The following is a 24,743-nucleotide window of genomic DNA, read 5'->3' as shown; positions in this document are numbered from 1 at the left end:
CCCTCGTTATCGACTCCTCGCCTTCAGGGCTCGTTCGACTTCACGCTTCGCGTCCTTCTTGGCCTGGTCCTGCCGCTTGTCGACGGTGGACTTCCCGACGCCGGTGCCGATCAGGACCTTGGCACGCCCGTCCTTCCAGTAGAGCTTCATCGGGACGAGCGTGCGCCCCTGTTCCTGGGTGAAGTCGGTCATCTGCTTGATCTCGTGCTTGTGGGCCAGCAGCTTCCGGCGGCGTTGGGGCTCGTGGTTGTTGATGTTGCCGAACTCGTACTCGGCGATCTCGGCCATGTAGAGCCACAACTCACCGCCCCGAACGGTTGCGAAGGCCTGGGCGATCGAGGCCTTCCCGGCACGCAGGCTCTTGACCTCGGTCCCCTGCAGCACCATCCCACACTCGTAGGTGTCGCTGATCGTGTAGTCGAACCGAGCACGGCGGTTGACCGCGATGGTGTCGTTGGACGGCTGCTTGCGGGCCATGCCCCCAGGGTATCGGGGGCCCGCCAGCTCGATGGGCGACACGATCGTGCACGAACCGGCCGATATGTGGGTTAGGCCCCGATCGTGCGCAATTCCCGGCTAGTTGTCGCCGGCCACCAGATCGGCCAGGACGTCCTCGGCCACGTCCAACACCGGATCCGTCTCCGACTCCGGATCCCGGTCTCCCTCCGCCTGGATGTCCGGCTCGACCCCGACCCCCTCGATCGAGTCGCCACTCGGGGTGAAGTAGCGTGCCGTGGTGAACTTCACACCCGCGCCGCCCGCGAGGTCCTGGATCGTCTGGACGGTCCCCTTCCCGAAGGTGGTCTCGCCCACGATCTCGGCGCGGTCGAGGTCCTGCAGGGCCCCGGCCACGATCTCGGAGGCCGACGCCGAGTTGCCGTCCACCAGGACCACCAGCGGCACGTTCGGGGCGATGGCGTTGCCGTCGACGTCTCGCTCGTCGAACCCGCCCCGGCTCTCGACGCTGACGACCTCACCCTCCTCGGCGAACAGGGAGACGACCTCGACGGCCTCGTTCAGCAGCCCGCCCGGATTGCCGCGGAGGTCGAGGACGATGCCGGGGACGTCCGCGTCGAGCATCCCCTGCACCTCCTCCTCCATCTGCTCCGCCACCATGCGCGAGAAGCCTGCAGCGGCCACATAGCCGTAGCCCGAGTCCCGGACCTCGGCGAAGACCTGCGGCAGATCGAGCTCGCGGAGGGTCAGGGTCAGCTCGCGCTCTCCCGCCTCACCGCTGTCGAGGACCAGGACCCGCTGCGTCCCCTCCTCGCCGGCGATCAGCTCGATCACATCACCGCTGGTGGCGCCGTCCAGGGTGCTGGTCCCGTCGACGGAGACGATCCGCTCCCCCGCCTCGATGCCTGCGTCCTCGGCCGGCGAGCTGGGCAGCACACCGGTGATGTAGACGCCGTCCGACTGCTCTTCGATGGTCACGCCGATGCCGACGAACTCGCCGTCCAGGTCGGCGTTGATGGCCAGATAGCGCTCCGGGTCGTAGAAGACGGCGTACTGGTCGTCCAGCTGCTCGAGGACCCCTTCGATGGCCGCGTCGACCAACTCCTCCTGCGGCACCGCGTCCACGGCATCCTGCTCGATCAGGTCCAGCAGCAACGGGATGTTGGCGATCTCGGCCGGCACGGAATCCCGTGCGCTGTCCTGGCCCAGCCGGTACCCGACCATCCCGGCACCGGCCAGGATCGACAGGATCATGCCCACTGAGAGCAGCCGGATCTTCCAACTGCGTCGTGAACGCCCGGGCGCTGGTCCGAACCCGGCGGGCCCTGCCTCCGGCGCAGTCCCCGGCTCGGGCGTGGCGTGGCCAGAGTTCTCGTCAGCCGGCATCCCGTCCGGCCCCAGGACGGGCGCTGTCAGCTGCGGCTGACCCCACCGACCGCGGGGCGGCGGAGGTGGAGGCGGAGGCGCGGAGGGTTCATGGTCGGTCATGACGTCTCAGCCAGCCTGCCAGTGCCCGCCCGGGCCCGCGGGTGGCTTGAGGGACTCTTTACGCCGATCAGATGTAGCCGCGTGGGTTCGTCGGACTTCCACCGACGCGGACCTCCCAGTGGAGGTGGGGACCGGTGGAGTAGCCCGTCGAGCCGACGTAGCCGATGACCTGGCCGGTCGAGACCGATTGGCCGACGCTGGCACCGATCCGTGACTGATGGGCGTAGAGCGTCGTGATGCCACCACCGTGATCGACGATGACCGTGTTGCCGTACCCGCCGCGCCAGCCGGTGAAGATGACGGTGCCGGAGCCGGCAGCTCCGATGGGTGTCCCGGTGCCCGCGGCGATGTCCATGCCGGCGTGGAGGCGGGTCGACCCGGAGATCGGGTGGACGCGGTACCCGAACTCCGAGGAGATGCGACCGCCGACCGGGAGGATGAACCGGCCGCCGGTCGAGACACCGGCGCTTCCGCCGCCGCTGACCACGTCCGGCGCTGATGAGCCGCCGGAGTTGGTGAAGCCAGAGCCGTTCGATGATGCCGCTGCCGCTGCGGCTGCGGCTGCTTGCCGACGTCGCTCCTCTTCGGCTGCCGCTGCTGCGGCGAGCTCGCGCTCGATCTCGGCGGACTCGGCCTCGAACTCCGCGATCAGGGCCTCGGCGGTGTCCCGATCGGCCTCGAGGCCCGCCAGCACGGTCTGCTTGTCGGCAGCGCGCTGCTGCACCTCGGCGACCAGTGCCTCCTGCTGGGCCACCAGACCGGCGACGCGGTCGCGCTCGACCTGGGCAGCTGCCCGATCGTCGTCCTGCCGGCCTCGCAGCCGCTCGAGCTCGGCCTCGTCGGCCGCGATGCGGGTCTCCAGCACGGCGACCTGCTCGAAGCCAGCACGGTCACGGCTCTGGATGGCCTGCAGGTACGTCGTCGCCTGGGTGAACGACGCCGCATCACCGACGGCGATCAGCGGGAAGGCGGAGTCGGGCCGCGCGGAGATGTAGGACTGCCGGACGCGGTCCTCGAGCGTCTGCTGCTGGTCGACCAGCTCGTCCCGCGTGCGGTCCAGCCGGGCCGCTGTCGCCTCCAACTCAGCGGTGGTGGCGGCGAGGATCCGTTCCCGGTTGTCGAGCTCGGTCTGCGCACCGGCCAGCTCGTCGTTGAGGGCGTCCAGCTGTGCTTGCAGCTCGCGCTGCTCGCCGATGATCTCGTTCAGCTGGGCGATGGAGATCTCGATCTGGCCGTCGATGGCCTGGACCTGCTCCTCCTGCTCCTCGATCTGGCCTTCCAGCTCGTCGAGGTCCGCTTGGGACTGCGCGGACACCGGACGGGCGCCGGTCGCAGGCATCAGCAGGGCGACCAGCGCGAGAACGGTGAGCACACGGGAAAGCGCGCCCTGGGGAAGAGCCGAAATCACGGACTCGTAGCGTAACGCCTGCTCGCTCTGCGTGGCGTGGACGTTCGGACGAGGTGGCTCCGGCCACCAGCGTGGGCGCACTTGGGCTCAGACCGCCAGGAAGCGTCGAAGCGCAAGCACGCTGACGGCGGCACCGACGACGACCGAGCCGATCAGCAGGATCGGGAACACCGCCCACACGTCGGTCGCGCCGATGAACGGCAGGAACTCGATCTGCTCGCGGAGGTCCTGGACGTAGAAGCGCATGCCGAGCAACAGCAGAGCCAACGCACCGAGGGCACCGATCACACTGGCGGTGATCCCCTCGATAACGAACGGCAGACGGATGTACCAGTTGGTGGCCCCCACCAGCTTCATGATCGCGGTCTGCTCACGTCTGGCGAAGGCGGTCAGCCGGATGGTCGTGGCCACGAGCGCGGTGGCGGCCAGGGCGATCAGGACCGCCACGTAGAGGACGAACTGCCGAACCTTTCGCATGATCGCGAAGAACTCGTCCAGCACGTCGCGCTGGTCCTGGATGACGTCGATCCCCGGTCGCCCGGAGAACTGCGAGGCGATGACGTCGAACTCCTCCGGATCGGTCAGCGAGACGCGGAAGGACTCCGGCAGTACATCGGGGCTGAGTCCCTGGAGGACCACCGGCTCCTCGGCGAAGATCTGCTGGGCGTTCTCGAAGGCGAGCTCCTTGGACTCGTAGAACACGTCGGCGACGACCGGGGTCCCCCGCAGATCCTCCTCCAGCGTCGTGCGCTGCTCCGGCGTGACGTCGTCGGTCAGGAAGATCGACACCTCGACATCGGCGTACAGCACGTCCTGGGCCTTGGTGACCTGCCGCTGCACCAGCAGGGCTGCACCGACCATCGTGACGGTCACGGTGACCGTGAGGATCGTGGCGAGGGTCATGAGCAGGTTGCGGCGAAGGCCGATCCCCACCTCGCCGAACAGATAGCGCCAGCGTGTCTGCATGGTCAGCCGGCGTACCCGTAGGTGCCGCGGACCTGGTCACGCACCATGTGGCCATCCTGCAGTTCGACCACACGCTTGCGCATGGAGTCGACGATGTGGGAGTCGTGCGTGGCCATCAGGATCGTCGTGCCCGCCCGATTGATCTGGTCCAGCAGCTTCATGATCCCGACGGAGGTCTCGGGGTCGAGGTTCCCGGTGGGCTCGTCGCACAGCATGATCCGCGGCCGGTTGACGATGGCCCGGGCGATCGAGACGCGCTGTTGCTCCCCGCCGGAGAGCTCGTGCGGCATCGCCTCGTGCTTGTGCGACAGACCGACGACCTCCAGAGCGTCGGGCACGTCGACGCGGATCTGCCCGGGGACCTTGCCGGTCACCTCCTGGGCGAAAGCGACGTTCTCGAACACGGTCTTTGACTCGAGCAGCTTGAAGTCCTGGAAGACGCAGCCCAGCTCACGCCGGAACGCAGGAACCCGCCAGGGGCGCATGCCGTTCAGCTGCTTGCCGGCCACGACGATCTCGCCGGAGTCGGGTGCGACGTCCTTCAGCAGCAGCTTGATGAAGGTGCTCTTGCCGGACCCCGAGGCGCCGACGAGGAAGACGAACTCGCCCTTGGTGATCTCGAGGGTGACATCGTCGAGGGCGCGGATCGTCTGCTTGTAGGTCTTCGAGACCTTGTCGAACTTGATCATGAAGGGACGCGAGCAGGTTGGGAAGGGCTCACCAGCCGAACGTAACACCGCAGGAGGCACACGGCCGTGAGGTGGGCCAATGGCCGATCGGCACCCCACAACCTCGGCCCGTCCTAGCATTCAACCATGGCTGAGATCATCGTCAGAGGCCACGCGGAGGCCCAGTTGCCGCCAACCGAGGCCGGCGTGTCGGTGATCGTCCACGCCCGCGCCCCGAAGCAGTCCGACGCCGTCCGCCGCTGTGCTGAGCAGTCAGATGTCGTGGACCGGATCGTGGCGGACGAGCGGGAGGAGGTGGTGCGACAGGCGGTGACCACGTCGCTGCGCACGACGGCCGAGTACGAGTTCCCGCGCAGCGGCGGCCGTCGCCTGGTCGGGTACAGCGCCACCCGTCAGACCACACTGGCATGCGCGCCGGAGGCTGACGGGCTGACCCGACTGTTCTCGGCACTTGCGGGCCTTGATGACGTGCGGGTGTCCGGGCCGGATTGGCGGATCCAGCCGGACGCACCGGGTTGGGACGACGTCCGAGCGGCTGCGGCGGCGGATTGTCGGCGGCGCGCAGCGGCCTACGCGGCGGGGCTTGGGGTCGAGGTCGGTCGTGTGGTCTGGATCGCCGAGCCCGGCCTTCGCCTAGCGGAAGGACCAGAGCGTGCTCCCGAAGCGTTCATGTCTGCGAGCCGTGCCGGCACGGTGTCTGGCGGCGAGGAGGAGCCCCCAACCGCCATCCGGATCACACCGGAGCCCATCACGATCTCGGTGACTGTGGAGGCGCAGTTCGACCTGGCCTGACCAAGCCAGATGGCGGTTCCGGGGCCGCCTGACGATGGCCACGCCTCGGAGGACACCAGCCGTTCAGATCAGGGCTGGCTGACGCGGTCCAGCTCGGTCCGTTGGGGCCTGCCGCCGCTGTGTGGGCGTCGTGGGTCTGGTTGGCTTGCCGTGGCTGACGGCTATGCCATCAGTGAGCCGCCAGGTTCGGTTGCCGGGTGGGCCGGTGAGGTGGTGGGTGCCGCGGGATTTCTGCTCGTGGTCGTGGGTGCAGAGCCAGGCCAGTTGGTCCAGGGCCGTGCGTTTGGAGAAGGCCCAGTCCTGGATGTGGTCGATCTCCAGGAGGTGGGTGGCCCGGCAGGTGGGGACTTCGCACTCGTAGCCGCGGGCCGCCAGCGCGGTGCGTTGGTGGGCGGTGGCTTGTCGGCCGAGGTGGGCCACGCTGATGTTGGTGGCATCGCGGATGACGTAGGCCAGGTGGGCGTCGGGGATCAATCGTTTGACCGCGGAGAGGCTGACCCGACCGACACCGGCGATGGTGCAGGTCTCTCCGCGCTCGACGGAGCCGCGCCGAAGGGCTTCGGCGTCGATGCGGAACTGCACGTCGTGTTCGGCTCGGACGGCGGCCTCGAAGCGGGCGCCGAAGTCGGAGGGGCCGGACAGAATGGCCCGCCACTGGCCGTCGGACTCGGTGAACGTGAGACAGGACCGGTTCTGGTAGTGCCGTTGACGGGTGCGATCGGGATTGGGGTCGGCTGCAGCTTTGTGGTCCCGACAGGTGCGACGGAGGTCCTGCAGCGACTGGCTACTCGCCGCCGCCAGCAGCTCGGTCGTTGCGTCCGGGTCAGCCTGGGCCGCGTCGCTGACCGCGTCGGCCTGCTGCCCGGAGAGCTCACCGGACCGGACGGCGTCGCCGACGTCGGGTTGGTCGGCCAGGCGCTCTGAGGTCTGCATGGCCGTGCGGGCCTGGCTGGTCGTGGTCCCCGGTCGTCCGTGCCAATGCTTCAGCGGCCCGGCGGCTTGCTGTCCGACCGTCGGCGTTCAGGATGGTCTCAACGGTTCGACGAGCCAGCAGCGTCAACATGCCATCGATGAGCCGCTTGGCATGACCGAGGTCAGCGAGAGTGCCCCTGACGTCGGCCGTGGGGATGGCATCAGGGTCGAAACCGGCCGCAAGACGTTTGGAGTTGTGCCACTGATGTAGCTACCTCTCCCGCCTGATCCACGCGTCCAATCATCCTCTGGAGCTAGATGGCGTTAAACGAACATGTATTCGCTCACATCAGAGGTTCTCCCGAAGCCAGGTGATGTCGTCGGCCACCGACTCGGTCGGGGTCTCACAGATCACCGGCGCCCCCGCGACCCGCACAGCTTGGAGGATCTGCTCGTCCGGGATCTGCCCCTTGGTCAACGTCTCGTGGCGGTCCCGGCTGGAGCCCTGCTCGTCGCGGCTGTCGTTGCAGTGGAGGAGGTCGATCCCACCCGTGATGTCGATGAGTTCCTCCACGGAGGCGACCACGTCCAGCCCCGCCGACCACGAGTGACAGGTGTCCACGCAGAACCCCGGTGTCCGGCCCGCGACCTCGATGTCGCCGATCACGTCCCACAGCTGACGGATCGACTCGATCAGCCGCGCGACGGAGTTGTCCCCGCCGGCCGTGTTCTCGATCAGGACGGGGACCTCTGAGTCCAGCTGGACCAGGGCCTTGCGCCAGCGGTCGAATCCCTCGGCCACGTCCTCGTCGCCGGTGACCGTCCCGCCGTGCACGATCACTGCCTCTGCGCCGATGGCCGCAGCTGCATCGCAGTGCTGCTGCAGGATCTTGCGGGACGGGATTCGGATGCGGCTCTCGGCACTGGCGACGTTGACCAGGTACGGCGCGTGCACGTAGATCGGCACCTCGGCGGCGGCCAACTGCTCGGCATCCTCACGCGGCGGTGGCCGCTTCCACCCCTGCGGGTTGCCGAGGAAGATCTGGACGCAATCTGCACCGATCTCCGACGCGGTGCCGAGCGGGTCGGCCTGGTCGACGTGGGCTCCGATCAACATGCCCCACGACTACCAGGCCGCACCGGTCAGTCGCGATCCTTCTCCGGAAGGAACACCGAGAGCACCCAACTCACGAGGGAGACGACCAGCGCGCCGAGCAGCGCCGTGGTGAAGCCGGAGACCTGCAAGCCGACGGAGAGCCAGTCGGTGAGCAGGAGCATCGCGGCGTTGATCACCAGCGTGAACAGGCCCAGCGTGACGATCAGGAAGGGGAACGACAGGAACCTCGCGACCGGCCTGATGATGGCGTTGACCAGGCCGAACCAGACGGCCACACCGACCACCCCCCAGAACTCCGACGTGAGCTCGATGCCAGTGACCAGAGCCGCAGCTGCCCAGAGCGCGGCGGCGTTGATGGCGACCTTGACGAGAATCCACCTCATGTCAGCCAGCCTCGCACCCGAGCGGCGGGGATGTACCCATCACCTCCGGACGGTCACGGATCACCGGATAGCCGCTGCTGCACGTTCAGCCGCACGTCGATCTCGAAGGTGTCAGGGCTGACCGCCTCTGCCTCGGTGACCAGAACCTCCACGTTCCGCGGCTCGGTCGGCCCGGTGAGCACGACGATGATCTGCCCGCCATCGAGGACCACCTCGTCCAGCTCCAGGTCCTCGTGATCGGCCAGCCACTGAAGGGTGGCCTCTGCGACATCGGCCTCGATCAAGCTCTGCGTGTTCTGCAGGAAGCCGTTCAGCGCCAAGCCGCCGAACACGACGACGCCCAGAGCGGCGACGCCGAGCGCCCAGGTGCGCACGTCCGGCCCATCCTCGCTGGGTCGTGCCGCGACGGCGGAGCCCGTCAGGACGAAGGTGACCGCCCCGAGGACCAGGATGGCGAGGGCGTTGGTTACGAACAGCAGCGTCGCGCCGAGTGCATCGCCGACCTCGCCCTGCTCGAGCGCGATGCCGATCACCGTCAAGGGCGGGACCAGTGCGATCGCGATGGCCACGCCGGGCAGTGAGTCGGCGACGTCCTGGCGTGACAACGCGTACGCGCCCGCTGCACCGGCGAACATCGCGATGCCCAGGTCGAGCAGTGTGGGCGAGACGCGCGACGTGATCTGTCCGTTCGTGGCGACGTCCACCCCCTGACCACCTGCTGCGCTGAGGAGGAACCCCACCACGATGGCGACGACGATGCCCAGAAGTGCAACCAGGGCCGTGTCGGCGAGTGGTCGCGCCCACCCGCTGACCAGTGAGAGCGACATACCCATGAGGGGTGTGAGCAAGGGGGCGATGAGCATCGCGCCGATGACGACGGCCGTCGAGTCCGTCAGCACCCCGAGCGAGGCGATGGCTGACGCGAAGACCATCAACATCGTGAACCTGATGGTCCGTCGTCGTCGTTCGCGGCCCTCGAAGAGGAGCTTCCGGCGAACGGCCGCTGGATCGTCGGCGTCGGCCGGCCGCTCGGCCAACCAGGTCTCGGCGGCTCGGACCACCGTGACCAGTCCCAGGTGCTCCGACGGGTCGTGGTCCTGCCAGGCCCGATAGAGACCGACCACCAGTACGGCGACGACGAGCACGCCGATCAAGGTGAGTCCGAGCGAGATCACCTGACGGTTGAACAGCGCGAGGAGCAGGCCGGATCCGAGCATCAACAAGCCGAGCACGAGGCGGACCCCCCGGTTGGACCCGCGCAGATGCCAGACGGTCAGCCACAGGCCCCCGAGGACCAGGGCGGCAGCCAGCGCCAACGAGATCCACAGCAGCACATCGGTTCCGGTGCGGACCACGATCGCCGCTGCCACAGAGAGTGCACCGGCGGCCGTCACGCTGACCAACCGGTCGGGCAGGCCAGCCGAGACGAGGCATATTCCTGCGACCGCGAAGGCAACGGCGAGCCGCTCCGGGTCCGGTCCGGCAGTCGTCTGGGTGGCCACGGCAAGAGTCAAGCCGGCGATGATCCAGGCCATCGGCTGACGGAGCAGAACCCGAGGGTGGTGATCAGGGTCCTCGATCATCGGCGCTGAGCGGTTGGCGTCCATGGCCGCATTCTGCCGTCAAGCCCCACGTCGGCGGGCCGTAGACTGCCAGGCACCTGATGGGCTCTCAGTCGGAACACCACGTCCAGTCCGACCACCTCGTCCCTCCGCTGGGCCGGTGACCGGCGTGCGGGACTTGGGCCTTGGTGATTGTGAGGCGATCGCGCAGAGCGGGCTGCTCGCACAGCCGGTCAACGCGATCACCAGTCTGGCCTTCATCGTGGCCGGCCTCCTGCTGCTGGCTCCCACCCTGGGTCGGGACCGGCGCACCTCGTTCACCAAGGTCGCGTACGCGCTCCTCGTCCTCGGCGTCGGCGTGGGAAGCGTTGCCTACCACGGCCCGCAGCCCCAGTGGGCCGCGCCCGCTCACGACGTGCCGATCGTGGGTGTGCTCCTGGTGATCGTGCTCGTCGAGGTGGACCGCCTGGGTCTGCGGACGCGGCGATCGCGGTCGGTCGTGCTCTGCGTCCTGCTCGCCGTCTCGAGCTGGCTGACCATCGTCACACCGCGGTGGGGTCAGCTCCTGGCGGGTCTGTTCGCCTCTGCGGCTGTGGTGCTCACGGTTGTGGCAGATCGGCGCTCGGTGAGTGGCCCACGTGTGTTGGGTCTCACCCGGCCGGCCAAGCGGGTCCTCGGCGTGCTCCTCCCCGCGGCGGCCCTGAACATCCTCGGGCGAACGGGTGGACCGGTCTGCGACCCGGACAGTCTGCTCCAGCTACACGGCGTCTGGCACCTCGGCGCGGCGCTCGTCCTGTGGCTCTGGGGTACCACGATCCTGCGTGCCGAGGCGCGGGAGGGAACGGACGTCAGATCGGCTTGATCGCGTCGAAGGGTGTCTTGCAGTCCCGACAGGAGTGCGTCGAGCGGCAGGGGGCCGAGCCGAACGGCGAGTCGGCCCTGGTGTTCCGTGACCCACAGTAGGGGCAGCGGACGCCGCCGATGCCCAGCAGCGAGTTCTGCTGCGTCTGACCAGAGCCGGGTGGTGCGATGCCGGTCTCGGCCAGCTTGATCCTGCCGGCCTCCGTGATCCGCTCCGGGCCCCATGAGAGATCGCGGCGCCAGCGGACCACAGCCCGATCGATCCCCTCCACGGCCACCGCGGCCTGTTCGACATCGGCGCCGATGTAGGCCGTCGCCGGGCACCCGGTGAAGGTCGGCATGATGTCGACGACGGCGGTGGGGCCGTCGACGGACACCTCGACCAGCATCCCCAACTCACCGACGGTGATCGGCTGCATCTCCGGGTCCTCGACACCGGCGACGGCCGCGCGAACCTCCTCCAGGATGGCCGTCTCGTTCACCACGTCACTGCTCACCACGTCGCTCCCGGGTGGTCACGGAACAGGGCGGTCATCTCCTGCCACAGCGGCAGGAACACCGAGGTGTGGGTCCCCTGCCGACCGCCGAGGCCACCGGCCAGGTCGAGCCCGTCCACCGCCTCGGGGATGCCGAAGCTGTCGTAGTCCTCGCGGAGCGCGGCGATCCACGGCTCGCGGAGGTCGCCCATCATCAGCGGCAGGGTGCCGTCCTTGACCAGCTCCTCCTCCCAGGGAAGTGTCTCGAACAGCCCGCCTGCCTGGCCCAACACCTGGTCTGCTGCCGCCAGGACCCGGTCGCGGCCCACCGCCGACCCCTCCACGGCGCGGGACAGCCACGCGCGAGCGTGCGCCCGATGCAGCCGTTCCTCGCGGAGGATGGGGCCCAGGACACCGACGATGGAGGCGTCCTCCGAGTCGGTCAGCGCGTCCAGGCGGAGGTGGTCGAAGAGGTCGTAGGCGTGCTGACGGACCAACGTGAACGCCCAATCGCCCGGCTCGGCTTCGAGCAGCGTCGCGTGCCGGTAGGCGGCGGGGGCGCGACCGAAGGCCAGCGTGTCCTCGTCCTGGCCGGTCAGCTCCTCGGCGACGCCGTACCAGATCGCGGCGTGTCCGATCTCGTCCTGCGCCAGCGAGGAGAACGCAAGGTCCGCCTCGAGCGTGGGTGCAACCCCGGTCCAGTGTGCGTGGCGATGCCCGATCATGAGTTCGTCATCGGCCATCGACAGCACGAACGCGAGGCGCGGGTCGTCGGGTGGCGTCCACCCGGGCCGGGTCGCGGCAGGAACGTTGGTGAGACGGGGGGCAGCCTCACGCGGCGCGGGATCAACTGGCGTGACGGTACTCATACGTCGTCACCTGGTCGGACACCCTCAACTCGGACGCCGAGTTCAGCGATGCGCTGCTCGGCCTTGCGTCGCTTCGGCCCGAGGGGGTAGCCGGCCGAGACGCGGTAGGACTTGTCGGTGTGGGCGACCACGTCGCGTGGATCGGTGACCGTCACGATCTCACCGCCGTCGTCGATGGCGCAGTTGACGCCCTCGCCGTGGCGGAAGAAGGAGTGCAGGGCGAAGCCGAGCGCCATCTCGCGGTCGGGGGCGTGGACGTAGCCGACGGTCTCCCAGTCGGAGTCCTCACGCCGTCGTTGGAGAACGGGGAAGCGGCTCATCTCAGGCAGCCTCCTGCGCGGTTGCCAGAGCCGGCAGGTCCATGACCTCGCGGGCCCAGGCATTGGCGTCGGTCATCCAGATCCGCCAGGACAACCGGGTCGCGGTCATCGGGCCGTTCCCGCGGGCCACTTCGCGGAGCTCGTCCCATGACGGCTCGGTCCAGGTCCACTCGTCAGCCGCAGGATGGTAGGACAGCGCCTCGTCGGGGATGGTGATGCCCAGATCCCACAGCTTGGGCACGTAGCGGTCGAAGAAGCGCTGGCGGAGGGTCTCGTTGGTCTCCGTCTTGATGCGCCAGTACAGCAGCCGGTCCTTCTCGGCCGGGGTCTTCGGGCCGAAGAAGTGCATGATCGGCACCCACCAGCGGTCCACCGCCTCCTGCAGCATCTCGCGCTGCTCGGGCGTGCCGGAGGCCAACTCGAGCAGCAGGTCCTCGCCGTGTCGCTGGTGGAAGCTCTCCTCGGCGCACACCCGCTTCATGACGCGGGCGTAGGGGGCGAGTGACGTGGTCAGCAGCGCCGTCTGGGTGATGATCGCCGCCCCGTCGACCAGGGAGCCGATGACCGCCACATCACCCCAGGACTTGGTCGGGTAGTGGAAGACGTTGTGGAACTTCGTCCGCCCTGCCAGGAGGTCGGCGAGCATCTCCGGACGGGGCTTCCCGAGGTCTTCTGCGACGCGGTAGATCATGTGGCCGTGGCCCACCTCGTCCTGGACCTTGGCGGTCAGCGACATCTTGCGGCGGAGTGTGGGAGCCCGCGCGATCCACTCCCGCTCGGGGAGAGCGCCCATCATCTCGGAGTTGGCGTGCATCTCGATGAACTTGATGGCCAGCCGGCGATACTCCTCCGGCATCCACTCATCAGCCTCGATCTGCCCGCCGCCTTGGACGTGCTCGACGAATGCGGTGGTCCGGTCCTCCTCCGACAGGGATTCGGCGGTCGTCTCAGCGGGTGGTGCGGTGGTGCTCATTGTCCAACTCCTGCGTCCAGCTTTGTCGTGTTACAGAATCTACCCGTGTCCGCAGAAACTGTAACATGTCGGATCGGCCCGTCTCAAGGGCCGATCGGCACGCGGGGCGGTCACCCGCTGGGCTGCGGCCAATCGAAGCTGACTCCGCGAGCCGCTGACGCGTAGTGCACGCGCTCCACCGTCGAGATGGGGACCCCCGCTGCCGCGGCCAACTGGTCGTCCAGCACCGTGATAGTCGCCGCACGGACCGGCCACGGGTCGTGGGCCACGGGGGCGTGGTGCAGTCTCCCACGGATCACCGAGTAGGCGCCCCAGCGGTTCAGCAGGAACCGATCGACGTCGTCGAGGTCCAGCGCAGACCCGAGCCGGACCCCAACGCGGCTTCGTGGCCGGGGCACGTCGCCGTGCTCGGCCGTGGGGTAGCGCCGTCGACAGATGTAGCGAATCTCCTCGCCGCGACGGCGCATCCCCATGCGCGACCAGGTGTAGGGCTGTCCGAAGACGAGTCGGGCAACCGGCAAGCCGGCCAGCACCGGGATGTCAAGCGAGAAGAACCACACCGCCGGACCATCCGGCCCGTCGACGTAGGTGCGGATGTTGGTCTCGCAGAAGCGGCCGACGTAGGGCAGCGGCGGCAGGGGCGGTGCGGTCAGTCGGGTCATGCGGAATGGGACCAACGACGCCCAGGCCGAGCCGTCGGCGATGTCCGGCACGACACCGTCCGGCAGCAGGGTCTGCAGGTGCCCAGGATCCACCCGCCAGTGCAGCATCGTGATGTCTTCCCAGACCTGGGTGACCGCAGGCTGCCCGATCACATGGGGCGAGGCGTCGGGGTACCTCACCGGCATCAGCGGCGCGTGCCGCGCAGGCCCAGGACGTCCTTCACCGACCGCACCACCGAGGAGATCTTGTCATCCACCGCAACGGCGGCCATCGCTGCCGCCCTGGGGCTGTCCAGCGGCCCGACCAGGAGGTGGTCGGCGAGGATCCCAGCGTCCAAGCCGGATTCCGGGGTGACCGTGTGCAGGTCCATCGTCGTGATCCCGATGTCGGCCCGTGCCAGCACCAGCCCGACCTCGCGACAGATGGCGGCCGTCCGGCCGGCCCCGATGACCAGCCCGTCACTGCCACGGTGGAACATCCGGTGGGCGCCGATCGAGGTGGGTGCCGGCGCATCCTCGATCGCACCGAGCACGTCCGGCGGTCGGAGGAGCGTGGTGTACCCAGCCTGCAGCGCACCACCCAGCAGCCGCGGGACGTCCGGCACCCAGGCTGGCTGGACGACGTGGATGCCGGCCCTGAAGGCCAACCGGATGTGATCATCCCGTTGGCTGAGCATGACGACCCCGCCGTCGGCGTGGACGGGCAACTGCTCGATGCCGGCCTCCAGGACGACGACGGCCTGACCGCCGGCCCGCCGGACGCCCTCGGCGACGGCCACCCGAGCGGCCAGGGGTGGGACGGTCAGCAGTCGCTCCGGCCAGGTCCTCGCAAAGGCCTCGGCCGGCCCCACGTCCTCACCGCAGAGGACCGTGAAGTTGCTGTGCTCACCAGCGAGTTGCACCAGCACGGCGGACACCGCCATCGCTGCGGTGCGGGACTCGAGGACCTTGCTGTCGACGTCGAGCGCCGTCACGAGCCGTCCCGGGTGGCGACGACCGCGGTGGCCGTGCTGCGGCTGCGTCGCGCGGCGTGATCCAGCGCCGACACGACGGACCAGGCGTCGTTGTTGTCAGCCCTCGAGGTGATCACGCCGCAGGCCTCGAGCAGGCCAACCATCCGCTCCTCGCTCCCGGTCGGCCCGACGATGATGAGGATGAGGCCGACGGGATCCAGGTCGCCGATCGCCGTCACGGCCTCGAGCGCAGGCCCCAGGCGGAGCGCGCGACTGCGGACGATGCACCAGGAGTGCCCGCCGATTCCGCGCTGACCCCGCACCGTGGCGATCCCATACGCCTGCCCGATGGCCGCCCCCTCGGTCGCGGCGAACCACGCTGGCCGGGGCGTGCCGAAGGCTCGACCACCGACGATCACGTCGTCTGCGGTGCGAAGGGTCCCGCCGGTGACCCCGGTGGACTGCAAGCTGGCCAGGGCCATACCGCCCGGACCCCGCAGCTTCCGACCGACCGCCGCGATCTCCGTCGGGCGAACCCGGTCGAAGAGGGAGCGGCGCCCGCTGCCGAGGACGCTCAGCTGCTGTGGCTGACCCGAGACTCCCGGCGGGCGCGACTGCGGTGGTGACTGCGTGACTGGCTCGACCGCACGAGCCAACTGATCCGGTGGGGTCACTGGCCACCATCCGCTCCGGCACCACCGGCCGTGACACGGCCCGCGTCCACGTTCTGACGCGCCTCCCACTGCAGGAAGGCGGTCATCATCCCGTCGAGGTCACCATCGAGAACGGCCGCGGTGTTACCCGTCTCGAAGTCGGTCCTGTGGTCCTTCACCATCTGATAGGGGTGTAGCACGTAGGAGCGGATCTGTGAGCCCCACTCCACCGACCGCTGCTCGCCGCGGACCTCGGCCAACTCGGCCTCTCGCTTCTCCCGCTCCAGCTGGGCCAGTCGTGTCTTCAGCAGGGCCATCGCCGTCGCCTTGTTCTGCAACTGGGAGCGTTCGTTCTGGCAACTGGTCACGATGCCGGTCGGGATGTGGGTCAGCCGAACCGCCGAGTCGGTGGTGTTCACACCCTGTCCTCCGGGACCGGAGGAGCGGTAGACGTCCACGCGCAGGTCGTCCGGCTCGATCGTGACGTCCTCGTTGGCCTCGTCGATCTCGGGGATGACGTCGATCGACGCGAAGGCCGTGTGCCGACGGGCCTGCGAGTCGAACGGGCTGATCCTGACCAGTCGGTGCACGCCGTGCTCGCTGCGCAGCCAGCCGTAGGCACGCGAACCCTTGACCGCGAAGGTGGCGGAGCGAATCCCGGCCTCATCGCCCCACTGGGTCTCGTACAACTCGACGGTGAAGCGCCTGGTCTCCGCCCATCGTCGCACCATGCGCCACAGCATCTCCCCCCAGTCCTGGCTGTCGGTGCCTCCAGCTCCGGCATGCACGGTGACGACAGCGTCCCGGGCGTCGTACTCCCCGGAGAGCAGCACCCTGATCTCGAGCTCGGCGAAGTCGGTGGCGAGTCCGTCGAGCGCCGCCTCGACCTCTGCGGAGGCCGCCGCATCGTCCTCCTCCACCGCCAACTGGTTGAGGACCTCGAGATCCTCGAGACGGCCGGCGAAGGAGTCATAGACGCGGACATCGTCCTCCACGGCCGACAGCTCCTTGGTCACTTGCTGGGCCGCCTGCGGGTCGTCCCACAGATCAGGTTGTGCAGCCTCTATCTGCAGTTCCGCCAGGCGCGCCCGCTGCGTATCGGTGTCAAAGATACTCCTTGACTTCAGCGAGCTTCTGCCGGTACTCCGCGAGCGCCTCGTGATGATCGGTGGCCATGCTCGCAAACCCTAACGGTCGACCCCGCCGCTGACCGCGTCCAACCGCTGACGCACGTGCTGCCACAGCTCGTCGGCGCGGGTGGGCTCGACCACCTCCGGATCGAGGCGGAGCAGGACGGTGGTGCCGTCGTCCGCCAGCAGCGTGGGCACCGCATCGATGCCGTACTCCTCGACGGCCTCGGTTTGCCAGTACCCGACCTCGGCCCGGAGCCGGTCACGGCGCCGGTCGTAGACCTCGCTCGAGAGCCCGGTTGCCGACCAGACCGATAGCCAGGTCGAGAGCGATACATGGGGCTTGCCCATGGCCGAGGGGTGGCCTGGCCGACCGACGTGGGCGAAGGCGGCATCCGCCACGTCTCGCATGGCGTGGCGGATGCACGTCACGCGCCTGCTCCAGCAGCATCAACAGCTCCAACGACAGCGGCGGCGTCGCACAGTCCCACGGCTCGGGAACAGCCGCACAGAAGGGCCGCAGCTCCACGCGCTGCAACGGGTCGACGACCTGCAACCAGGACCACGCCAGCGCGGAGGACGAATCGGTCAGATCCACATACATCGCGCGGACGGTCGCCATGATGACCCGAACCTAGTGGACCGGGCCCGCCGTGCCCCGCAGGCCTTGCCAAGGGACGGACGCCGAGCGGTAGATTGGTCGGCGATGACGCCACTGATCGACGCCACCGAGATGTACCTGCGAACCGTGTGGGAACTCGAGGAGGAGGGCGTCCCGGCACTTCGCGCGCGCCTGGTCGAGCGGTTGGGGGTCTCGGCTCCTGCGGTCAGCGAGACCGTGGCCCGATTGGAGGACGATGGTCTGGTCGTGTTGAACCCCGATCGGCGCGTCACCTTGACCGAGACCGGGCGCCACATGGCTGCGAGTGTGATGCGCAAGCACCGACTCGCCGAGCGACTGCTGACCGATGTCATCGGACTGTCCTGGGAGGAGGTGCACAACGAGGCCTGCCGCTGGGAACACGTCATCTCCGACACTGTCGAGGAGCGACTCATCGATCTGCTCGGCGACCCGGACACGTCCCCCTTCGGCAATCCTATCCCCGACGGCGATGCAACCCAGGTGTGGTCAGATCTTCCGACGGTGGCCAAGGCTGCCGCAGACGGGAAGGCTGGCACGATCGCCCGCATCTCCGAGCAGCTGCAGGTCAACGTCGAGATCATGCGGGGTTTGCACGACCACGGGGTCCGACCAGGGGCGGCGGCACGCTGTGTCGAGACGCCGGACGGCGTGACGCTCGAGTTGGAAGGCGGCTCGGTCGACCTCTCCCCGTCCACGGCCGGGCTGGTCTGGATCCAGACTTCGTGAGCGATCCTGAGCAGGCCGACGCCTCGGCGTCGGTGGCCTCACCGGTGTCCATCAGCCACACCCACGTGGTGCAGTTGGGCGGTGCCGCACGGGTTGAGGCCGTGAACGCCATCATCCGCGCGGCAGGGGGTCTGCCCGTCGACGCCCCCGTGGTGCGGACGCCCACCTCGCCCGAGGCAGTTCTCCGGGCGGGGTTCCGAGCCAGCAGCAAGGCGCACGCAGCGTCGGTGGTCGCCGCGCTGCGGGCCGTGGACGGGATGGTGGTGCTCGATCACACCGACGTGGTGCTGGACCGGCATGCCGGCGGGAAGCTGGCCGTGACCGCGACCTCGCAGGTGGCCGACCTCGAGGACCTGGCATTCGTCTACACGCCGGGAGTGGCCCGACCGTGCCTGGACATCGCCGACGACCCGGCAGCGGCCTACGACCTGACCATCAAGGGGAACGCCGTGGCGGTGGTGAGCGATGGCTCAGCCGTTCTGGGACTGGGTGACATCGGCCCCCTGGCGGCCCTGCCGGTCATGGAGGGCAAGGCGATCCTGCTGCGGGACCTGGCCGGGGTGGACGCCTACCCGATCTGCCTGGACGAACGCGACCCGGACCGACTGGTCGACATGATCGCGGCACTGGCCACCGGCTTCGGCGGGATCAACCTGGAGGACATCTCGGCACCACGCTGCTTCGAGGTTGAGGGCAAGCTGCGCCGCCGGTTGGACATCCCGGTGTTCCACGATGACCAGCACGGGACGGCCGTGGTGGTCCTCGCGGCGTTGCGCAACGCCCTGCGTGTGGTGGGCAAGTCGATCGGGCCAGAGCTCCGAGTGGTGGTCCAGGGCATCGGTGCGGCCGGGATCGCGGTGGCGAACCTGCTGATGGCCGCGGGTGTGACGGATGTGGTGGGCGTCGACCGCGCTGGCATCGTCACCGCCCGCCGCAAGGACGCCCGGGACCCCATCTTCCGCCGCTTGGGCAAGCAGACCAACCCTCGGGACCTGCAAGGCGACAAGACGGTGGCACTCGCCGGCGCTGACGTCTTCATCGGTCTGTCCGGTCCGAACACGATCACCCTCGACGACCTTCGGTTGATGGCCGACGACCCGATCGTGTTCGCGATGGCCAACCCGACGCCGGAGATCGACCCCAGGATCGCCGGCGAGATCGCCGCCGTGGTCGCCACCGGACGTAGTGACTTCCCCAACCAGATCAACAACGTCCTGTGCTTCCCCGGCCTGTTCCGCGGCCTGCTGGACGTCCGGGCCAGCGCCGTCGACGACCGCGTCACGTTGGCGGCCGCGGAAGCGATCGCCGACATCGTCACCGACGCCGAGCGGTCTCCCACCCACATCATCCCGTCTCCCCTGGATCGTCGCGTGGTCCCTGCGGTGGCGGCGGCGGTTGCCGAGACGGCAGCGGGGGCCGGTCTGGCCCGCTCGGCGTGAGTGGCGCGGATGAACGGGTGGCTGCCACCCGGGCCGCGGTCGCCGCACTCGCCCCGGTGAATGCCCGCGAAGCCGCGTCGCAGGTGGAGGTCCTCGCTGGTCTGGAGCAGCTGGCTCGCCCCTTCGATGAGCATGCGGCAGCGACTCACGTGACCGGCAGTGCCCTGGTCGTCCGGCGGGAGGGGATCGTGCTGCTGAAGCACAAGCGCTTGGGCGTGTGGCTGCAACCAGGTGGTCACGTCGATGGCGCGGAGTGGCCGCACGAGGGCGCCGTGCGCGAGGCGATCGAGGAGACGGGGTTGGCGGTCAGGCACCTGTTCGACGAGCCACGGCTGATCCACGTGGATGCCCACGACGGTGGCCGGGGCCACCGCCACCTGGACCTGCGGTACGCCCTGACCGCACCACCTGACCCCCCTGTCCCCGGACCGGATGAGTCCCCGGAGTGCCGCTGGTTTGCGTGGGAGGAGGCCTCGGTGATGGCGGATCCGGGACTGGCCGGTGTCCTCGATCGGGCTGCCGACCTCGTTCGGTGACCGCTCGCCGCCCCCCACGACCTCACGCTCGGGTCGTGCATGTTACAGCCCGTTGCTCTATAACGGGTGTAGGAGACAAGGCACGTGCAGCGCAAACGACAGCGGCGCACCGGAAGGCCACGCGATGGAAGGACAGGTGCCCGGCGGTCACCCCAGCCGTGATGGGCGTGGGGCTGGATCGGTGAGCGGCCGCGGCCGTGCTGTCCATCCCGAGGGTCGGCCGCAGCGCTCCCCGCTCGAAGCGCTCACGCCGACACAGCTTCGCCGGCTCGCGAAGCGGGCCGACAAGGCCAGGAGTCGGGACGTCGCGGAGTTCGAGTTCCTGGCTGCCAGCGCCTCGATCACCCCACGACAGCTGCGGCTCGTCGCGGATGCCTGGGCGGAGGGCGGCCACTCGGGCCTCGCGGCGATCGGGCCGGCCCGGGAGGTCGACGACGTCGGCGTCATGGACCGAGCCGAGGCCGTCATCGAGACCTGGCGTCGCCGCCACTTCCCACTGGATGCCTTCGAGGTGTCGACCTGGCGGAACGTGCTCACCGTCGATTGGATGGTTCCCGCGGCACGGCGGTCGCAGGGGCTGGTCCGCAGGCCGCTGATGCAGTTGCGTCGGACCGAGGATGGCCGGTGGCACCTCTACCGTCGTGCGATCCAGGGTGAGTGGTGGCCCGTCCTGGTGCGGGGCCGGCGCCGCCGTCAACCACTCTCGGCCTGTCTCGACGCCGTCCGCGTCGACCCACTGCATCACTTCTGGGGTGAGGGCGGTCCACCGGTCGACCTGGCCGACGGGGACGCGTTGCCCGACTCACCGTTGGGATAGCCGGCCACCGTGGCCGGACTCAGCGCTGGTTCGCGGCCAGGTGGGTCACGTAGTCGGCGATCAGGTGGTCGGAGATGTTGTCCACCCGTCCCCGCTTGAGTGCTCGGACGAACCCGTCCCACCGGTCCTTGGCGATCTCCTGCCGCTTCATGCGCCGGTGCACCCCGTTGGAGTCCAGGTACTTCAGCGTCCCTCGGTGTCGGTAGCCCATCCAGGTGGGCGGGACCCGCGGGACGATGTCGTTGTTGTTGACCCAGCGGAGGACGTCGATGTCGGCGTGCTGGACGTACCGCCTGGTGCCCACCCGCGGTGCACCGAACGTGATCGTCTGGATCGGATCGATCGGCACGTCAGCCATGAGGCAGCGACCGGCGCTGATCATGGCCATCGCCCCGCCGAGCGAGTGGCCGGTGAACCACACGTCGTGTCCGGGGCCGTCGGCCGATCCCATCAGGCCGTCCAGGATCTGCGGCCAGAGCTCGTCGACCTCCCGCTTGAAGCCCCGGTGCACACGCCCGACGGTCTCGGCCAGGTCGTGGAGGGCGTTGGCGTCAGCCCTGACGTCGTTCCAGTCGCCGGGCTCGGTCCCGCGGCAGGCCACCACCAGATCGTGGTCGGTGTAGACGAGGTAGGCCTGGGCGCCGTCCCGGTCGATGAACTCGACCTCGTCGAACCCCAGGATCGCGAAGGGGTCGGTGGCCTCTTCGGGCTCCAGATAGGCGATCATCGAGATCTCGGCGAACAGCAGCGATCGGGTGAGCTCCGTCATGTCGGCGACCGCCCCGTCGAGGCGGCTGTGGAGGTCGTCAGCGGTTGGGGCGGGCTTGTCCGGCATCGTCGACAGCCTGCCACAGAGCACTCAGGACGCCGATGTCACCGCGCCCTGGATCGACTCATCGGCCGCGAGGCCAGTCAGGCGATCCAACCGGCGGAAGCCGATGATCTGACCGACGGCCAGTCCCGCGGTCTCGCGGAGCATCTGACGACGCGCCGCATCGTCGGAGTAGGGCGAGCCGGGGGCTGGCGATGGCCGGGCCTGCAGCCCCACCTCGTCCGCGATCGCGACGGATCGACGCAGATGCCAGCCGTCTGAGACGAGGATCACGTCCGCGATCCCGTCGCGGGCCAGGAATCGGGCGGAGGCCGCGAGGGACTCATACGACGTCCGACCTCCCGTCTCCAACTGCAGGTCCTCGTCGGGGACGCCGAGGCTGGTGAGGTAGGTGTAGCCCGCCCAGCCTTCGCTGACCGAGTCACCGGAGCCCTGCCCACCCGTCACCACGACGCGAGGGGCCAGGCCCTGCCGGTACAGCGTCGCGGCGTGGTCCAGCCTGGCCTGGAAGACCGGCGAGGGACGGCCGTCGTAGTGTGCGGCACCCAGCACCACGATGGCCTGGGACGGCGTGGCCTCATCGTGGGTCGCCGTCCACCACACCTGCCCGAAGGTCACGCCGACGTAGAGCACGGCGGCCAGGAGCAGCCAGCTCAGGAGGGCAAACAGACGGCGTGTCACAGTCCCTCGACGGTACCGCGCGGGCGCCCGTCGACGGCCCGGCTTTGCCGCCGCGAGGTTGTCCACATGTGTAGGTTGACCCGGATTTTCCGGTAGAAGCTACACATGTGTACGAGTGAGCGCGCACCCGAACTGGTGACCGTCCCGTTGAGCCCGCCGCAGGCAGCGGAGGCCACCACCGCGCAGGTCTGGCCCGACGGGGAGCGGGGGCGGGCTGCGGTGATCCTGGCCCACGGGGCCGGAACGTCCATGGCCCACCGCCACATGCAGCGCCACGCCGCCGATCTGGTCGCCGCAGGCCACCCGACCGCCCTGTTCAACTTCGCCTACACCGAGATGGGTCGGAAGCGACCCGACCCGGCACCTCGGCTGGTGTCGGCATGGCGTGATGTGATCGCCGCGCTGTCGCCGCGCATCGCCGAGGGCCGGCCGCTGGTCATCGGCGGCCGGTCGATGGGCGGCCGGATCGCCAGCATCGTGGCGGCCGAGGACCCGTCCTTGCCGGTGGACGGCGTGGCCTGCCTGGCCTATCCCCTCCACCCGCCGGGCCGGCAGGACCGGCTGCGGGTCGACCACTGGCCGGACCTGACCGTGCCGGTCTTGCTGCTGTGTGGCAGTCGGGACCCGATGGCCCCGACGGACACGCTCGAGGCGAACGTGTCGGAGCACATGCCTGCTGGGCTCTGCACGACGCACGTGCTGGCCGCAGCCGATCACTCCTTCAAGCCGCGGAAGATGGACGGCCGCACCGAGGACGAGGTGTTCGCGGAGGCGGCGTCAGTGCTGGTGTCCTGGATGGCCGCGTTGCCGGGGTCGGTGTCACAGATCGACCAGAACTGAGCGTGGCGGGCCGTCACGTTCTGCCAGAGCCGCAGGTCAGCAGGCCGCGCCCGCACAGATTGACCGGCCGCCACAGGTCCGACATCGACGAAATCGGTCAATCCGTGCCATGGGAGGTTGACAGCGCGGCCAGCAGCTCGTCGTGGATCAGGCCGTTGCTCAGGACCGCCGAGCCCGAGTCGATCTCCTCCGACCCGTCGACCCCGGTCAGGCGCGCGCCCGACTCGGCCGCCAGGACCGGGAGGGGGGCCAGGTCCCACACCGCCGCCTGCGGGTCCAGCATCGCGTCGGCCCGTCCCGTCAGCACCAGCGAGTAGCCGTAACCGTCCCCCCAGGTCCGCAGCGTGAACGGGGGATCGAGCAGCAGGTGCCGCAGCGACGGCGGCCACCACTCCGTCCCGCTGGTCATGACGTAGGCGTCGGCCAGCGATCCGGTCTCGGTCAGGCGGACACGGCTGTTCTGGTGGAAGCAGCCGAGTCCACGACCGGCCCAGGTGGCCTCCTCCAGTGCGGGTGTGTTGATCACCCCCACCAGTGGGCCGTCCTGGTCGCGGCATGCCACCAGGTTGGTGAAGAGCGGCACGCCGTGGACGAAGGACTTGGTCCCGTCGATCGGGTCGATGATCCAGGTCCGCCCGGACGTCCCGGGCACACGGTCCTGCTCCTCGCCGATGATGCCGTCGTCGGGGTAGCGGTCCGCGATCAGCTGACGCAGGAGCGTCTCTGCTCCGCGGTCGGCCGCGGTGACCGGGCTGTCATCGGACTTGTGGTCCACCACCAGCCCGGCGCGGCGGAAGTGGGTCAGGGTGAACACGCCTGCCTGCCGAGCGGCGTCGACCGCGAACTCGAGGAGATCCTGCATGCGACGGCACTCTAGGCGGCCGCGGCACTGGCCGGGCCGGTCGCAACGGACGCCTGGCGCTGCGGACGAGTACCGTTCGGGCCTGGATGACGCTGGAGATCCGACCCGTTCGCCCTGAGGAGTACGAGGCCGTCGGCGCGATCGTCATCGCCGCCTACGACCGAGAAGGCACCATCGAGGGCCCCTACCGCGCCCAGATCCGCGACACCGGTGCCCGAGTCGATGCGGGGGCCGCCGTCCTGGTGGCAGTGGACGGGCCGGACCTGCTCGGATCGGTCACCTACGTCGAGGCCGGCCAGGAGCACTTCGAGAACGCCGGCGCCGGCGACTGCGGATTCCGCATGCTGGGTGTCGCGACCTCGGCCCAGGGGCGGGGTGTCGGGCGTGCCCTGGTGCAGGCGTGCCTCGACCGCGGGCGCCGGGATGGCCACCACCGTGTGGCGATCTACACCATGGAGTGGATGGACACTGCCCGTCGGATGTACGAGCGGATGGGATTCGTCAGGCGTCCGGACCGCGACGTCGTGTTCCCCGCCGGTGTGGGTCATGCCCTGCAGTACGACCTCACAGCGCAGGCGGCTGAGCACTTCGATCCACCTGGCCCGGTCCCCGAACGACCCCCGTGGTACGAGGATGCCTGGGCCGCTCACAACTCCTCGACGTAGGGCAATTCCGGCGATCCCTTTCGCTGGCCGAT

General features: G+C 69.1%; 29 protein-coding genes. 8 read left to right on the top strand and 21 right to left on the bottom strand.

Annotation, left to right across the window (positions count from 1 at the left end; genetic code table 11):
* Window positions 1–6 precede the first annotated feature (6 nt).
* From smpB to ftsE, 5 genes are all read right to left on the bottom strand, one after another.
* The gene (gene smpB, locus C1746_RS10735; RefSeq protein ID WP_116714586.1) at window positions 7–477 is read right to left on the bottom strand and encodes an SsrA-binding protein SmpB; all 471 of its coding nucleotides are present in this window, start codon (window positions 475–477) and stop codon (window positions 7–9) included.
* Between the two features lie 99 nt (window positions 478–576).
* Window positions 577–1,944 carry a S41 family peptidase gene (locus tag C1746_RS10730; protein WP_116714585.1) on the bottom strand — a complete coding sequence of 456 codons (1,368 nt, stop codon included), beginning with the start codon at window positions 1,942–1,944 and terminating at the stop codon, window positions 577–579.
* Window positions 1,945–2,011: 67 nt separating this feature from the next.
* Entirely contained in the window at window positions 2,012–3,352 is a 1,341-nt protein-coding gene (locus C1746_RS22495) for a murein hydrolase activator EnvC family protein (RefSeq protein WP_205711808.1), read from the bottom strand.
* An 87-nt stretch (window positions 3,353–3,439) separates the two neighbouring features.
* Window positions 3,440–4,318, bottom strand: coding sequence for a permease-like cell division protein FtsX (gene ftsX, locus C1746_RS10720; protein ID WP_116714584.1), 879 nt, complete (start codon window positions 4,316–4,318; stop codon window positions 3,440–3,442).
* Window positions 4,319–4,320: 2 nt separating this feature from the next.
* The gene (ftsE, locus tag C1746_RS10715) at window positions 4,321–5,007 is read right to left on the bottom strand and encodes a cell division ATP-binding protein FtsE (protein ID WP_116714583.1); all 687 of its coding nucleotides are present in this window, start codon (window positions 5,005–5,007) and stop codon (window positions 4,321–4,323) included.
* A 126-nt stretch (window positions 5,008–5,133) separates the two neighbouring features.
* Here ftsE and C1746_RS10710 point away from each other — a divergent pair, with 126 nt between their 5' ends.
* Window positions 5,134–5,799 (top strand): SIMPL domain-containing protein, encoded by a 666-nt coding sequence (locus C1746_RS10710; protein ID WP_116714582.1) that lies wholly within the window; start codon window positions 5,134–5,136, stop codon window positions 5,797–5,799.
* A 63-nt stretch (window positions 5,800–5,862) separates the two neighbouring features.
* Here the strand turns inward: C1746_RS10710 and C1746_RS10705 are convergent, their stop codons facing one another.
* The 4 genes from C1746_RS10705 to C1746_RS10685 all read right to left on the bottom strand — a co-directional run bounded on the left by C1746_RS10705 (window position 5,863) and on the right by C1746_RS10685 (window position 9,818).
* A complete protein-coding gene (locus tag C1746_RS10705; RefSeq protein WP_116714581.1) occupies window positions 5,863–6,732 on the bottom strand; it encodes an HNH endonuclease signature motif containing protein in 870 nt (289 codons plus the stop codon).
* A gap of 328 nt (window positions 6,733–7,060) precedes the next feature.
* Window positions 7,061–7,828, bottom strand: a complete 768-nt coding sequence (locus tag C1746_RS10695) for a deoxyribonuclease IV (protein WP_116714579.1) — start codon at window positions 7,826–7,828, stop codon at window positions 7,061–7,063.
* 26 nt (window positions 7,829–7,854) lie between these two features.
* A complete protein-coding gene (locus C1746_RS10690) occupies window positions 7,855–8,211 on the bottom strand; it encodes a phage holin family protein (RefSeq protein ID WP_116714578.1) in 357 nt (118 codons plus the stop codon).
* A gap of 53 nt (window positions 8,212–8,264) precedes the next feature.
* A complete protein-coding gene (locus C1746_RS10685; protein WP_116714577.1) occupies window positions 8,265–9,818 on the bottom strand; it encodes a DUF389 domain-containing protein in 1,554 nt (517 codons plus the stop codon).
* A 115-nt stretch (window positions 9,819–9,933) separates the two neighbouring features.
* Between C1746_RS10685 and C1746_RS10680 the strand changes: the two genes are divergently transcribed.
* Window positions 9,934–10,635 carry a ceramidase gene (locus tag C1746_RS10680; protein ID WP_162867625.1) on the top strand — a complete coding sequence of 234 codons (702 nt, stop codon included), beginning with the start codon at window positions 9,934–9,936 and terminating at the stop codon, window positions 10,633–10,635.
* Here C1746_RS10680 and paaD read toward each other — a convergent pair.
* From paaD to C1746_RS10635, 9 genes are all read right to left on the bottom strand, one after another.
* On the bottom strand, window positions 10,622–11,131 hold the full coding sequence (gene paaD, locus C1746_RS10675) for a 1,2-phenylacetyl-CoA epoxidase subunit PaaD (RefSeq protein ID WP_162867624.1): 510 nt from the start codon (window positions 11,129–11,131) through the stop codon (window positions 10,622–10,624). The genes C1746_RS10680 and paaD overlap by 14 nt on opposite strands.
* Window positions 11,128–11,979, bottom strand: coding sequence for a 1,2-phenylacetyl-CoA epoxidase subunit PaaC (paaC, locus tag C1746_RS10670; RefSeq protein WP_116714574.1), 852 nt, complete (start codon window positions 11,977–11,979; stop codon window positions 11,128–11,130). Before paaC ends, paaD begins: the two co-directional genes overlap by 4 nt.
* On the bottom strand, window positions 11,976–12,299 hold the full coding sequence (locus tag C1746_RS10665) for a hypothetical protein (protein WP_162867623.1): 324 nt from the start codon (window positions 12,297–12,299) through the stop codon (window positions 11,976–11,978). The genes paaC and C1746_RS10665 overlap by 4 nt, the downstream gene beginning before the upstream one ends.
* 1 nt (window position 12,300) lies before the next feature.
* Entirely contained in the window at window positions 12,301–13,272 is a 972-nt protein-coding gene (gene paaA / locus C1746_RS10660; protein ID WP_116714572.1) for a 1,2-phenylacetyl-CoA epoxidase subunit PaaA, read from the bottom strand.
* 110 nt (window positions 13,273–13,382) lie between these two features.
* Window positions 13,383–14,120 (bottom strand): YqjF family protein, encoded by a 738-nt coding sequence (locus C1746_RS10655; protein WP_116714571.1) that lies wholly within the window; start codon window positions 14,118–14,120, stop codon window positions 13,383–13,385.
* Complete coding sequence (locus tag C1746_RS10650) at window positions 14,120–14,908, bottom strand: hypothetical protein (RefSeq protein ID WP_116714570.1); 789 nt, start codon at window positions 14,906–14,908, stop codon at window positions 14,120–14,122. Before C1746_RS10650 ends, C1746_RS10655 begins: the two co-directional genes overlap by 1 nt.
* Window positions 14,905–15,561, bottom strand: a complete 657-nt coding sequence (locus C1746_RS10645; protein WP_116714569.1) for a hypothetical protein — start codon at window positions 15,559–15,561, stop codon at window positions 14,905–14,907. The genes C1746_RS10650 and C1746_RS10645 overlap by 4 nt, the downstream gene beginning before the upstream one ends.
* Window positions 15,558–16,716 (bottom strand): peptide chain release factor 2 gene (gene prfB / locus C1746_RS10640; protein ID WP_414627964.1). Its coding sequence is split into 2 segments (ribosomal slippage): window positions 15,558–16,646 and window positions 16,648–16,716, totalling 1,158 coding nucleotides; the frame shifts between segments, so codons are not numbered across the junction. The genes C1746_RS10645 and prfB overlap by 4 nt, the downstream gene beginning before the upstream one ends.
* A gap of 11 nt (window positions 16,717–16,727) precedes the next feature.
* The gene (locus tag C1746_RS10635; protein WP_162867622.1) at window positions 16,728–17,102 is read right to left on the bottom strand and encodes a hypothetical protein; all 375 of its coding nucleotides are present in this window, start codon (window positions 17,100–17,102) and stop codon (window positions 16,728–16,730) included.
* A 274-nt stretch (window positions 17,103–17,376) separates the two neighbouring features.
* On the opposite strand from C1746_RS10635, the gene C1746_RS10630 reads away from it, so the two are divergent.
* The 4 genes from C1746_RS10630 to C1746_RS10615 all read left to right on the top strand — a co-directional run bounded on the left by C1746_RS10630 (window position 17,377) and on the right by C1746_RS10615 (window position 20,831).
* Window positions 17,377–18,039, top strand: coding sequence for a metal-dependent transcriptional regulator (locus tag C1746_RS10630; protein WP_116714566.1), 663 nt, complete (start codon window positions 17,377–17,379; stop codon window positions 18,037–18,039).
* Window positions 18,036–19,478 (top strand): NAD(P)-dependent malic enzyme, encoded by a 1,443-nt coding sequence (locus tag C1746_RS10625; protein WP_205711807.1) that lies wholly within the window; start codon window positions 18,036–18,038, stop codon window positions 19,476–19,478. Before C1746_RS10630 ends, C1746_RS10625 begins: the two co-directional genes overlap by 4 nt.
* A gap of 17 nt (window positions 19,479–19,495) precedes the next feature.
* Entirely contained in the window at window positions 19,496–20,014 is a 519-nt protein-coding gene (locus C1746_RS10620) for an NUDIX hydrolase (protein WP_162867621.1), read from the top strand.
* 181 nt (window positions 20,015–20,195) lie between these two features.
* Window positions 20,196–20,831 carry a DUF3024 domain-containing protein gene (locus C1746_RS10615; RefSeq protein ID WP_162867620.1) on the top strand — a complete coding sequence of 212 codons (636 nt, stop codon included), beginning with the start codon at window positions 20,196–20,198 and terminating at the stop codon, window positions 20,829–20,831.
* Between the two features lie 19 nt (window positions 20,832–20,850).
* Here C1746_RS10615 and C1746_RS10610 read toward each other — a convergent pair whose 3' ends face one another.
* A complete protein-coding gene (locus tag C1746_RS10610) occupies window positions 20,851–21,666 on the bottom strand; it encodes a lipase family protein (RefSeq protein ID WP_162867619.1) in 816 nt (271 codons plus the stop codon).
* A 24-nt stretch (window positions 21,667–21,690) separates the two neighbouring features.
* The gene (locus C1746_RS10605) at window positions 21,691–22,344 is read right to left on the bottom strand and encodes a YdcF family protein (protein ID WP_162867618.1); all 654 of its coding nucleotides are present in this window, start codon (window positions 22,342–22,344) and stop codon (window positions 21,691–21,693) included.
* A gap of 105 nt (window positions 22,345–22,449) precedes the next feature.
* Here C1746_RS10605 and C1746_RS10600 point away from each other — a divergent pair, with 105 nt between their 5' ends.
* Entirely contained in the window at window positions 22,450–23,184 is a 735-nt protein-coding gene (locus C1746_RS10600; protein WP_116714561.1) for an alpha/beta family hydrolase, read from the top strand.
* A gap of 97 nt (window positions 23,185–23,281) precedes the next feature.
* Here the strand turns inward: C1746_RS10600 and C1746_RS10595 are convergent, their stop codons facing one another.
* Entirely contained in the window at window positions 23,282–24,046 is a 765-nt protein-coding gene (locus tag C1746_RS10595) for an inositol monophosphatase family protein (RefSeq protein WP_116714560.1), read from the bottom strand.
* 86 nt (window positions 24,047–24,132) lie between these two features.
* Between C1746_RS10595 and C1746_RS10590 the strand changes: the two genes are divergently transcribed.
* Window positions 24,133–24,711 carry a GNAT family N-acetyltransferase gene (locus tag C1746_RS10590; RefSeq protein WP_116714559.1) on the top strand — a complete coding sequence of 193 codons (579 nt, stop codon included), beginning with the start codon at window positions 24,133–24,135 and terminating at the stop codon, window positions 24,709–24,711.
* Window positions 24,712–24,743: the final 32 nt, after the last annotated feature.

It is taken from the genome of Euzebya tangerina (genome assembly GCF_003074135.1).
GTDB lineage: Bacteria > Actinomycetota > Nitriliruptoria > Euzebyales > Euzebyaceae > Euzebya > Euzebya tangerina.
This window is presented reverse-complemented; position numbering and strand designations above follow the sequence as displayed.

What these genes read in the sequence shown, in the direction of transcription:
- smpB (WP_116714586.1), bottom strand. Translation starts at nt 477, where the DNA reads ATGGCCCGCAAGCAGCCGTCCAACGACACCATCGCGGTCAACCGCCGT.
- C1746_RS10730 (WP_116714585.1), bottom strand. Translation starts at nt 1,944, where the DNA reads ATGACCGACCATGAACCCTCCGCGCCTCCGCCTCCACCTCCGCCGCCC.
- ftsX (WP_116714584.1), bottom strand. Translation starts at nt 4,318, where the DNA reads ATGCAGACACGCTGGCGCTATCTGTTCGGCGAGGTGGGGATCGGCCTT.
- ftsE (WP_116714583.1), bottom strand. Translation starts at nt 5,007, where the DNA reads ATGATCAAGTTCGACAAGGTCTCGAAGACCTACAAGCAGACGATCCGC.
- C1746_RS10710 (WP_116714582.1), top strand. Translation starts at nt 5,134, where the DNA reads ATGGCTGAGATCATCGTCAGAGGCCACGCGGAGGCCCAGTTGCCGCCA.
- C1746_RS10705 (WP_116714581.1), bottom strand. Translation starts at nt 6,732, where the DNA reads ATGCAGACCTCAGAGCGCCTGGCCGACCAACCCGACGTCGGCGACGCC.
- C1746_RS10695 (WP_116714579.1), bottom strand. Translation starts at nt 7,828, where the DNA reads ATGTTGATCGGAGCCCACGTCGACCAGGCCGACCCGCTCGGCACCGCG.
- C1746_RS10690 (WP_116714578.1), bottom strand. Translation starts at nt 8,211, where the DNA reads ATGAGGTGGATTCTCGTCAAGGTCGCCATCAACGCCGCCGCGCTCTGG.
- C1746_RS10685 (WP_116714577.1), bottom strand. Translation starts at nt 9,818, where the DNA reads ATGGACGCCAACCGCTCAGCGCCGATGATCGAGGACCCTGATCACCAC.
- paaC (WP_116714574.1), bottom strand. Translation starts at nt 11,979, where the DNA reads ATGAGTACCGTCACGCCAGTTGATCCCGCGCCGCGTGAGGCTGCCCCC.
- C1746_RS10665 (WP_162867623.1), bottom strand. Translation starts at nt 12,299, where the DNA reads ATGAGCCGCTTCCCCGTTCTCCAACGACGGCGTGAGGACTCCGACTGG.
- paaA (WP_116714572.1), bottom strand. Translation starts at nt 13,272, where the DNA reads ATGAGCACCACCGCACCACCCGCTGAGACGACCGCCGAATCCCTGTCG.
- C1746_RS10655 (WP_116714571.1), bottom strand. Translation starts at nt 14,120, where the DNA reads ATGCCGGTGAGGTACCCCGACGCCTCGCCCCATGTGATCGGGCAGCCT.
- C1746_RS10630 (WP_116714566.1), top strand. Translation starts at nt 17,377, where the DNA reads ATGACGCCACTGATCGACGCCACCGAGATGTACCTGCGAACCGTGTGG.
- C1746_RS10610 (WP_162867619.1), bottom strand. Translation starts at nt 21,666, where the DNA reads ATGCCGGACAAGCCCGCCCCAACCGCTGACGACCTCCACAGCCGCCTC.
- C1746_RS10600 (WP_116714561.1), top strand. Translation starts at nt 22,450, where the DNA reads ATGTGTACGAGTGAGCGCGCACCCGAACTGGTGACCGTCCCGTTGAGC.
- C1746_RS10595 (WP_116714560.1), bottom strand. Translation starts at nt 24,046, where the DNA reads ATGCAGGATCTCCTCGAGTTCGCGGTCGACGCCGCTCGGCAGGCAGGC.
- C1746_RS10590 (WP_116714559.1), top strand. Translation starts at nt 24,133, where the DNA reads ATGACGCTGGAGATCCGACCCGTTCGCCCTGAGGAGTACGAGGCCGTC.